The 10,265-nt window shown below is 34.5% G+C and carries 15 protein-coding genes; 1 reads left to right on the forward strand and 14 read right to left on the reverse strand.

Annotated elements, in window-relative coordinates:
- Nucleotides 1-26: 26 nt before the first annotated feature.
- From D569_RS23305 to D569_RS0121830, 11 genes are all read right to left on the reverse strand, one after another.
- Nucleotides 27-341: a hypothetical protein gene (locus D569_RS23305; protein ID WP_018934562.1), complete on the reverse strand. Its 315-nt coding sequence runs from the start codon at nt 339-341 to the stop codon at nt 27-29.
- Nucleotides 342-357: 16 nt separating this feature from the next.
- Nucleotides 358-537, reverse strand: a complete 180-nt coding sequence (locus tag D569_RS0121785) for a hypothetical protein (RefSeq protein ID WP_018934563.1) — start codon at nt 535-537, stop codon at nt 358-360.
- Nucleotides 538-569: 32 nt separating this feature from the next.
- Nucleotides 570-1,805, reverse strand: a complete 1,236-nt coding sequence (locus tag D569_RS0121790; protein WP_018934564.1) for a phage major capsid protein — start codon at nt 1,803-1,805, stop codon at nt 570-572.
- Nucleotide 1,806: 1 nt separating this feature from the next.
- Nucleotides 1,807-2,598, reverse strand: a complete 792-nt coding sequence (locus D569_RS0121795; RefSeq protein ID WP_018934565.1) for a head maturation protease, ClpP-related — start codon at nt 2,596-2,598, stop codon at nt 1,807-1,809.
- 52 nt (nt 2,599-2,650) lie between these two features.
- Nucleotides 2,651-3,880, reverse strand: coding sequence for a phage portal protein (locus tag D569_RS0121800; RefSeq protein ID WP_026287434.1), 1,230 nt, complete (start codon nt 3,878-3,880; stop codon nt 2,651-2,653).
- A gap of 155 nt (nt 3,881-4,035) precedes the next feature.
- Entirely contained in the window at nt 4,036-5,823 is a 1,788-nt protein-coding gene (locus tag D569_RS0121805; RefSeq protein ID WP_018934567.1) for a terminase large subunit, read from the reverse strand.
- Nucleotides 5,798-6,115, reverse strand: a complete 318-nt coding sequence (locus D569_RS0121810; protein ID WP_018934568.1) for a P27 family phage terminase small subunit — start codon at nt 6,113-6,115, stop codon at nt 5,798-5,800. Before D569_RS0121810 ends, D569_RS0121805 begins: the two co-directional genes overlap by 26 nt.
- A gap of 127 nt (nt 6,116-6,242) precedes the next feature.
- A complete protein-coding gene (locus D569_RS0121815; RefSeq protein ID WP_018934569.1) occupies nt 6,243-6,602 on the reverse strand; it encodes an HNH endonuclease in 360 nt (119 codons plus the stop codon).
- Complete coding sequence (locus tag D569_RS0121820) at nt 6,592-6,891, reverse strand: hypothetical protein (RefSeq protein ID WP_018934570.1); 300 nt, start codon at nt 6,889-6,891, stop codon at nt 6,592-6,594. Before D569_RS0121820 ends, D569_RS0121815 begins: the two co-directional genes overlap by 11 nt.
- A 66-nt stretch (nt 6,892-6,957) precedes the next feature.
- Nucleotides 6,958-7,413 carry a hypothetical protein gene (locus D569_RS24685; RefSeq protein WP_018934571.1) on the reverse strand — a complete coding sequence of 152 codons (456 nt, stop codon included), beginning with the start codon at nt 7,411-7,413 and terminating at the stop codon, nt 6,958-6,960.
- 6 nt (nt 7,414-7,419) lie between these two features.
- Entirely contained in the window at nt 7,420-8,319 is a 900-nt protein-coding gene (locus D569_RS0121830) for a DUF6731 family protein (protein WP_018934572.1), read from the reverse strand.
- 122 nt (nt 8,320-8,441) lie between these two features.
- On the opposite strand from D569_RS0121830, the gene D569_RS0121835 reads away from it, so the two are divergent.
- Nucleotides 8,442-8,621: a hypothetical protein gene (locus D569_RS0121835; RefSeq protein WP_018934573.1), complete on the forward strand. Its 180-nt coding sequence runs from the start codon at nt 8,442-8,444 to the stop codon at nt 8,619-8,621.
- 124 nt (nt 8,622-8,745) lie between these two features.
- Here the strand turns inward: D569_RS0121835 and D569_RS0121840 are convergent, their stop codons facing one another.
- The 3 genes from D569_RS0121840 to D569_RS23310 all read right to left on the reverse strand — a co-directional run.
- A complete protein-coding gene (locus tag D569_RS0121840; protein WP_018934574.1) occupies nt 8,746-9,180 on the reverse strand; it encodes a hypothetical protein in 435 nt (144 codons plus the stop codon).
- A gap of 12 nt (nt 9,181-9,192) precedes the next feature.
- Complete coding sequence (locus D569_RS0121845; protein WP_018934575.1) at nt 9,193-9,381, reverse strand: hypothetical protein; 189 nt, start codon at nt 9,379-9,381, stop codon at nt 9,193-9,195.
- A gap of 335 nt (nt 9,382-9,716) precedes the next feature.
- Nucleotides 9,717-10,265: primase-like DNA-binding domain-containing protein (locus tag D569_RS23310; RefSeq protein ID WP_245548537.1), on the reverse strand; the 549-nt coding region annotated here is incomplete at its 5' end.

Below are 10,265 nucleotides of genomic sequence, written 5' to 3' on the forward strand. Positions count from 1 at the left end.
TCTGGTAGAGGCATCAAAAATCCCCCTTACTCTTCTGGTAAGAGGGATTTAATGTGCTGAACGACACCTTTACGGTCCGATCCACTTTGTTCCATCTCTAATAACTGTTTCAATTCGTCTGTTGATAGATCAGCAGTGATTGCTTCTTGTACTTGAGTTACATTACCATCAAGTACAGAAGGCTCTTCATTCCTTTTAGGTTCCTCTATTTTTTCTCCTAAGTAACCTTTTTCTTGCAATTCTTTAATGCGTTTTTCGTCATTAGATTCATAGATGTCACCAGCAGCATAATACTTTTTAGTAAGTTTATCGATAAAACGTTTTAGAACTATATATTTCATTTAAAATCCCTCACTTTTATGATGATTGGATAATCCCAACCGCACGTAAGGCGGCTAGGATTTCATTTTGTTTAGCAGCAATGTCTTCTGCAGTTGCTGAAGATGGGTCAGCATGATCTTCTATTGGTTCCGCTTGTTTCCCATCGGCGGTAATACTACCACCTGTTGTTAAATGGATATCGTTAAAATAAGGCATATTCAACACCTCCATGTTAGATTTCTGGTTTATTAGACTGTTTCTACCACTTTCGCAATACGGAATGCAGATTTTAACTTGATTTGGTGATCTAACCAAGCTGTTAGAACGAACAATTCCACACCTGTTTTTACATCTTTATCACGATCACGTAACATCTGAAGATCGTAGTTAAAATGAGAATAAGCAAAGTCACCAACAATAGGATCTGAAGCAGCATCGACGAATTCAGCAGGTACACCTAAGACTTGTTCTGGTTGAGCGTTATAGAGAGATGCATTACCGTTAGCTAACACTTCAATAATGTCCATGTAATCCGCATAACGCATTACCACTTTTGCATTATCACGGAAATCTTCATGCAAATCTGCAATAGCTGCTTTAATTGCTTTATATTTGGACTCTCCATTTACTTCTTTAATGTCGTTTTGAGTCGAATAGAAGGACATATGCTCTTCACCAGTTGCTGGTGTTGTAGCAAAAGCAACCTTTTTCTCTTTAGCTGCTAAACCTGATTCAAGACCTCGATCGACTGTTGTAACAAGATTTGTTGTAGTTCCGTTTAAAACAGTTTCGGAAATTGGTACAAATACTTTGAATTTGTGACGACCAAATGTAACAGTATCACCAGTTGCTTTCATTTCCTTCGCTGTTTCGGTATCACCGATAAAGTCATCATCATCCAATTGAAATGCAATTTTCGGAATTTCTAAGTTGGTTTCTTGCGTAAATACTGAGATGTCACGCAATGGATTTTTGACAAATGGTTCATGGATAAGTTCATTAGATACTGTTTTTGGCAGTAACTTTTCTCCACCAGTGCTAGGATCTGTGTTATCGCCTAACGCTTGAAAGACCTCTTTCGTAATAGGCTTATTGGTCATCGTAGCACGAATCATTTCCGCTTTCGCTTCGACTTTCTTTTGTTTTGGATCGTCGATACCTTTGATGTTGTTTTGATCTTCGAATTTTGCTTTTTGTTCTGCTTCTAGTTGATCGTGCTGCTCTTTAATCACATCAAATCGTTGTTTCAAATCATCTCGTGATTTTTGTAATGTTTGAATATCCTCAGATGTTTTGGATGTGTCAATAGCAGCATCTGCTAATTCATTTTCCACTTTTTGAAGTTGTTGACCGATGGTTGTCATGTTTTGTTTGTACTCAAAAAGCGTCTTTTGACCACCGAAATACTGCAAGTTATTTAGACGTAACCATTGTCCTTTTTGACGTTGTTGCACAGATTTTAATAATGCTTGGCTCTTTTTCATGTTAAATTCCTCCTAAAATATCTTTTATTAATGCTGAATTTTGTTTAGATTGTTCAGCTATTTTCTGTCTTCGTGCCATCTCTTCTTCAGAAATACCTTCTTCTTGTTTATCCACTTTCTTTTGAAGAGCTTTTGGCACATTTTTATATTGCTTAAATAAATCTTCACTGACAGAAGCAACGGCTTGATTTTCTTCTAGAACTACATCAGCTAGTCCGTATTGTTGAGCTTCATCTGCAGATAACCACGTTTCATCATCCAACATTTGCTTTAACTCATCTTCATTTAGTTTTTCACCTGCCTTTTGGAGATAACTTTGGACCGCTGACTGATTAATTCTGTCTAAATCATCCGCTTTTTTACGTAATTCATTGGCATTACCTAGCGCAATAGTCCAGGCGTTATGGATCATCATCATAGAATTTTTATACATATGAATCTGATCACCGGCCATTGCAATAACACTAGCGATGGATGCAGCTAAGGCATCTACATAAACATTCACTCTTGCCGGATGGCTTTTAAGCATATTGTGAATGGCGATTCCTTCAAAAACGGCACCACCAGGTGAATTAATGTGTAAATTAATGTTGGAAACATCGCCTAGATCGTCTAAATCTTGCTTGAAACTAGATGCTGTTGTATCTTCTTCTAACCATTGATAACGTTCTATGTCACCGTAAATAAAAACATCCGCTGAATCTTCTTGATTAGCAGACATCTTCATGCTCCAAAACTTGTTTCGCTTTTTAGCAAAATGTTGAAGGTTTAATTTCAATTGTCGCTTTCTCACTTAATCCACACCCCCTTTCAAATGGCATAAAAAATACACGTATTATAACGTGTTATCCATCCCCATTATTTGAATTATTACTGCTATTACTGTTTGATTTTCGTTCTGATGGATCCATATCAATTGGATATAAATCTCCGCTAACCCATAATTTAGATGCGTTCCCTCCCACCGGAGGTAAATCCTCATACATCCTAGCTTCATCTTGCTTCATCCACCCATTACGAATGGCTTTGGCGTAATAATCGCCTTGGGTAGAGATATCGCCTCTAAGAAGAGCCTTCGTGTTAAATTTAAAATAAAAACCAGCTTTTCTTTCGGCTGGTGTAAGTAATTTTCTATTAAATTCTTGCTCATACTGCCTTACAATTGGCATTAAAGTAAGGTCTACAAACATACGCATCAGCTGTTCATTACTTGAATAACTCTGCCCTTCTGTATCATTGAGCATTGTAACTGGCATATTAAAAACATTCGCTACCCTGGAACGTGTAATCCGTTCGGACGCGAATGTATCAGCTGCAACGTATTTTCTCTCCAATTCTTTAATTTCTACACCTTGTTCTTGGAACAAAATACCGCCATTATCCTTGTAGAACCTTTTAAAATCTTCAATGACTCTTTTTCTTTTGTCATCATCTAAATTTCCACCGTATTTCAATATAAATGAGTTTGGTGCAGATTGCATTTCTTTTAAACTGAACTCTCGAACTGCCTTATCAAAGTCATTGGCATTCTGTAACACTTTAATGGGATTAATTCCCTTTAAACTATGTGAACCTACAATATGCTTAACATGTAACATTTCCATATTGTGTACATAATAGCGATTCCCATCTTCACCTAGAACCTGGTACCATAATTCTTTACTGTTTCTTTCGATGACAGGCTCCACATAATCTGGATTAATTAATGTTAGTCCGGAAGGCTGTAACCTTATGTCACGTTCAATAAGAGCATAACCATTTCCTTCTTCATCCCTAGCAGTTTCTAAATTTCTAATAAACTCAAAACCTGTCATATTAGGATTGGGATTGTTAATTAACACATCCGAAGCACTATTTTGCTTCATTTCATAGTTTTGATACAATTTTAACGGCAATGTAGCCATACTATTGGATAGCCTTGTAACTGCGCTAAAAATAGTTTCATTAGTGGCTAAGGTGGAATTATCAATACCCCAAAATGACTTTCCCATCCAAGATGAAAAATCAAAGCCATCCCCCTTCCATGCTGCATAAGCGCTATAAAATGAGTATTTTAATCGCTGAAAGAATCTCAATGTTTCACCACCTTTCAATTTGAATTAGATGTGGATCACCTCCTTAGTAAACAAACATCCAATTTTTCATTCTGATAGGTTCGTTTTGTATACATGGTTGAAAATTGAAAAGTAAGATTACAATCAATAACAAACTGAATAATTTCATTTACCAATCACTCCTTCATCAAATCTTGCATACTAACAACTCCAATATCACCATCACCAGTTGGAACAACCAATTTTTCCATTACCTTTGTATGAGCATTTAACAATGCTGCAAATCCATCAATTTTACGATATCGACCAGCTTTTGTTGGTAATCTATTGTTATTTCGGTCTTTCACAAGCTCCACGTTGTTTATATACCAACGGAGAAGTGGATTCTCATTAAATATTACTTTTCCATCCAAAAACATTTCTTTCAAATCATCTAAAGCAGGACCAAGAGTTTGAAAACCTTGTCTTACTTTTTCTGTTTCAAAACCTTTTTCTTCTAACGATTTATTTAATCGGAAAGCTTTGGCCGGATCATAAGTAATCAATGGAATGTTATACATTTTAGCTTGTTCCTCGATCCATTCTTCGACAATGTCTTTGTTAATGTACTCTTCATCAACGATTGTTAAGTAATTATCTTTTTCCCACTCTCGATAAGGTATTTTTTCATTACCTTCTTTTACTTTTTTCAATGGAATCCAAGAATGAGATAAGACAAACACTTCTCCTGTTTCTAACGGAAATTCTACACAAGCACTTGTAAAGTCCTCAGAGTCAGATAAATCATAACCAGCAACCCCTTCAGCACCTTCAAGTACTTTAATATCCATGTGCTTATCGTTTTTCTCTAATGTTTTAAAATCAATAAAAGGAACTTTGCTGCCATTCGCAAATATATTAAATTGTTTAGTTATAAAGTCTGAACGCTCTTCTGGAGTTCGTTTATCCTTATCCCAATCATCCATGAGGACATCTAAATCAAGCGAAACCCCCATGTTAGGGTTTGCTTTAATCCATGTTTCTGGCTTTTCAAACTCTTCATCGTTATCTAATTCAGCCAAATAATAAAAAGTACGTTCATCTTGAATGGCACCTTCCAACACTTGAACACCATCAGCATAATATTTAACAAGAGGACCATCTAGTTGATAACCAGCAGTTGTAATATATAAAATAAGTGGTTGTTTACGAGATCCACGTGATTTTTTGATAACGTTAATCAGTTTATAATCCTTAAATTCGTGAATTTCATCAAATACACCAAGATGTGTATTCAAACCATCTAATTTTTCACTGTCTGAAGCACGAGGCTCAATTTTGGAAAATGCTTTAGCATACTCAATTTCATCACGCTTAGGAACGAATCTTTTTCTCAGCTTTGGCGATTTTTTTACCATCGCTTTGGCTTCATCAAAAATAATGCTTGCCTGTTGTTTAGCATTTGCTAACAGATAAACATTTGCACCGTTTTCCCCATCTTTGGAGAAAGAATACAGTGATAATCCTGATATTAATGTCGATTTACCGTTTTTTCGACCAACAAAAATAAGGCCCTCACGAAAGCGCCTTACACCAGTATCTTTATGAACCCAACCGTATAATGAACCTATCACAAAATGTTGCCACGGCTGAGCAATTAATTGATCATAATCACCTTTAGATGGTTTGCAATACTTTTCAATAAATCTTACTGGACGATATGCCTTTTCCTCATCAAACACCCATGGAAATTCGTCCGTTCCTTGCCTTTTTAAATCATTTAAATGCCTTTTGGCTGCTAAAATATTATTTTTACTTGCTACAATCTTGCCTTTAACAACTTGTTTAGCATACCAGGTTGTCAATAACTTGTCTGATGGTTTTTCAAGGATATTACCTTTCTTCACCTGGTCTTTTTTCCATGTTATAAAACTAAAACTTTGCTTTGCCTTCTTGATGTTAGAAGCTGTCGAAGTCGTCGTCATCTCCACCATTCTCTATTTTCTTTCGTTGTGCTGGAGTAAGACCAAGTGATTTTAACAAGTTATTAAGCGTTTGAACTGTTTTCGTTAATTCGATCGCGAGAGGATTTTTTACAAGATTCTTGGCTCCGAATTTATTAGTATGCTCCATTAAAAGAGTAGATTTTTTTAATTCTGCTTTCATTTTTCGATAAAATTGATGTGTTTCGACATACAATTTTATCAATTCTTCATCCGATTCTTGATAATTTTCGCCTAGGTATTCCCTCAGTAATTTCGCGGTTGGAACAGCCATTTTGTAAATCCTCCTCTCATCATTTTTTTCTGTTACCCCCCTTTCATGAAAATTTCTCCACGGTGAAAACGAAGGGGCGGCTCGCTCTGGGCGATTGATCGACTCCAGTTTATTGGGTAGGGGGGTATCACCATGTTTGCTCTGGATTTTCATTCACTTCAAAAGTTTTTATTTTTCTTGAAATCTTTTTCTCTTTCTTTTGTCCAAAACCTTTCTCAGGATGAAGATCGTTATGACAATCGAAGCAAACACTTATTAAGTTAGTATCTACCAAGGCTAGGGTTGGGTCATCTCTTAGGTGAACAATATGATGAACTGTATCAGCTGGTATAGGATCATCATACTCCATGCACACCTGGCACAGGTACTCATCTCTTTCTAGGATAGTCTCTCTCTTTTTTTGCCATATAAAACTTTTGTAAAAGGCATCTCGCATTGCCTTAGTTAAACTAGTTGTACTTGTCCAAAGAAATGGATTAACTTTCATCCTTTTCCACAACCGTTTTTAATGTATCAGCCATTACCCTCACCTTGCGTCTTAACTTATGCAGTTTATTTTTCTGCTTAATTTTCAAGGGTACTTTTTTCTGCAGCCTTCTAATTTCTGCAGTGATTTCTCTAATAGCATCATTTTCATAATGGGTTGTGAATTTGTGCTGACAATCAGGACACTCAATAAAGTGACGGACGATATCATTTTTAATGGCTTCCTGTTTGATATCTTTAATCTGATTCACGTTAAAAGTGTGACTGCAGTTATCGCATTCTATAATCATGATTGATCACTCCATAAATTTCTAATAAAAAAGACATCTATATATAGATGTCTTTGATAAACATTTTCAACTTTCAAATAAGATCTTTAATATAACATTTATAATCAGATATCCCATACCTATAAACAAGGGAATTAGAAACAGCCATAGATAATTAATTATGATCAGTATGATCTCATTCTCAATATTAACTACTAACAATTGATAGAGTATTGTTAGCATTACTAAAACAACTCCAATAAGCAAAGTCCATTTTAATGTATTAATAAATTGTTTCTTTGAATTAGGCGAGCTTTTCAGCTTATTAGCAAATTTGGATTCAGACACAGTGGCAAAAACACTTAAACTCGCTCCAATAAAACCAATTATAATTGAAACAAATAATAATATACTATCCATTGCACTTCCCGATCCTTGCAATGAACTATCAAATAAATATGTTCCAATTAAAGAACTAAACAATAATGAAATAATAACTACGAATATGACTTTTGTTCTATGTTTTAACTTTCCGGATTTCATATAAAATCACATCCTTTGAATTCTCCCCCTCATTCCATCGTTATTTTCACCTATATATATTTCAATCATTCTTTGAAATACAGCATCAGGTCGAATTGTTCTGTTCTCTCTATAGTCAAACGATGCAATACTGTACATCTTTTGCTCAATTAGATCATATTTTTCGACATTAGACTCTTCATCCGTTCTAACATATACTTGAGCCTTAGATACATTTCTCCTACCCATAATAGTTCTAATGAAATTCTTTGCTCTTCCTTCATTCATTTCACTTTCTCTTTCTCTACCCACTGACAATGTAAATTCTAAAGAGCTGGCTTCAAACCTTGTCATTTCTTCAGTTATATTACTTAAATCGTCTTCATATTCCGTTTCTTGACCCAGATCATCTACTCTTATGTTTATCTTTCTTACTTGATTGCTATCAAGAACCTGCTGAAGCGTATTTTGCTCTAGTATCGGATTTATCTCCAAATTACTATTTTGATTTATGAAATTATTATGAATATCATTTAAAAACATTTCTAAAGCAGTAGGGGAAAGAGAATCTCTATTCCTTTGAATCATAAACACACAATTATTCACATCATACAGCAAACTTACTTCTTCTCCAATAAATTCATCATCTTCTAGATCGATAATATCGGATTCTCGTTCAAAGGAAGATTTTACTGGCAAATTAAAGTCCCTAAGTCTCTCAAAAACTAAATGAAAACAATTTATATCTTCATGATAAAAGAGACTGGAAATTTTAGCAATTTCATTATTAAATTCATACCTAATAACTCTCCCTGATTGAATTTGAAAATACAAATCATCCAAAGTATCTTGTAAATTGATAATTTCCATTTGTCCATTGTTTATTATATTTGACCTGTAATATTCTAATTTAATATTCTTTTTCATTTAAATAATCCTCCTTTTATATTTATATATTCATTTCGACATCAGAGTAAATATTCCTGCATAATTTGCAGGATTTTTAAATTTGCATGTCGAATAGACTATAAAAGAAGGAGGTGATATTTATGCCGAATTATAAACCTGGTCAATCTCCGAAAGATTCTGGTCAATTTATTGAAGTTGGCCCTCGTGGTGGTAAACAGAGTAAAACTGAAATTACCGGTGTTGAAAACAAACCACTGCCACCAACATCAAAACCCGGGAACCAATGGAAACAAGTAGATAAGACTAAGCACAAAAACTAACATTAGTAATAAAAAAAGGCACTCACAAACATCTAATAGTGAATGCCTTTTTGTTCTATATATAATTATTTCACACTATCATAATAACATGATTTTAAGTCTCAAAACGGACATCTTTCGGACATTAACGCCAACCTAATTGATCAGCCGTTATTTTCACGATTTCATTTCTCCAACGACGTGCTTGACGCTCACTCACTCCTACTTCACTAGCAATAGATTCCCATGTGATTTTTTGTTTGGACCAATACCTTAATTCAACCATCTTTCGATAATCATCTGGCAGTGCATCATAAACCTGTTTAATCACGTCTGTAATTTCAGTTAGGTATTTTAATTGTTTATTAGTTGATAACCTTGTAGCAATTCGACCTGTCGGATCTCCTGGCTCTCGAACAGAATTAGCTCCTTTAACTATATTAACTTCTTCTGGATCTTCATCAAATGGATTTTCAATTGCTTCTCTCAATGTAGCAATTTCTCTCAATGTATGATAATAGTTAAACCATTCTGCTTCGATTTTTTTAAAAGTGGATTTTTGTAATTCGATGATTGTCATGTTACCACCCCTTTAAATATACTCATCATCATCTTCATTGTATTGATCATGTTCATCAAAAGCCTTTTTAAATGCCTCTTTCATCAATTTTGTTCTGAATCTAATTTGTTCATTTGACATTTTTGAATAATCTGGTGGAGGAAAGCTAATAAACTCTTGATCTTCTTCAATTAATCTTTTACGTTCTTCATCATAATTCAATTTTAATCACCTCATATTGATGAGTGTCCCTAGATCACTGTCCCTAGATTAAAACAGCTATAATTATTGATATAATAAGGGTTCGTTTATCTGTCCCTAGATTACTTTGACATTCTTTTATATTTTTTAACTCCTTCTCTTTTACTTAATCTTTTATTTTTATATAAATATTATTATTTTATCTAGGGACAAAAGAAAAAAATATAGTATAAATGTATATATAATAAGGGATTGAGGGTGTCCCTAGATGTATTTTTGATCTAGGGACAAATCATATGTTAAAAATACATTGAATCCCTTGTCACTCTTAGCTTAAACAGGTGTCCCTAGATCATTTAGTTATTTTGGGCGTCATCTAAGGACATTTGCTCGTTTTTTATATAAACATAAGCTCTTTTATCCTTTTTTCTTACTCGTTTCTTATCATAACCTTCTTTTGCCAACCTTCTACCAAACTCTGTCGAACCAACAGCTTTTAGACCAGATTCTTCACAATACAACGTGTATTGCATATAAGCATTCTTTGTTTCTTTACCATTAACACTATAATTCTCTAAGAAACCTAAAACACTATCCGACTGTACAAAATACTCTTTCGTGATATCAGATACCGCCTTACATTCTGTCAAATCACCTTGATCAATAATGCGCTGCATACCTTCAATCGCCAATTTAAGAAGGTAACTTTTCGCATTATCCGTAGATAATTTCGCATCAATCTCCATATCTCTTTCCACTACTCTCGCATCACATGGGATAACGCGCATGCGCTTTTTAATACCGCCACACTTATCTTTAAAGACAGGAATTTCGTTACATGTGAACACAAGTGTTGCCTTATTATTTAACGTAGTAGCTGGAGAATAAATAGGCCGGATCATCAC

Source organism: Gracilibacillus lacisalsi DSM 19029, assembly GCF_000377765.1.
GTDB lineage: Bacteria > Bacillota > Bacilli > Bacillales > Amphibacillaceae > Gracilibacillus > Gracilibacillus lacisalsi.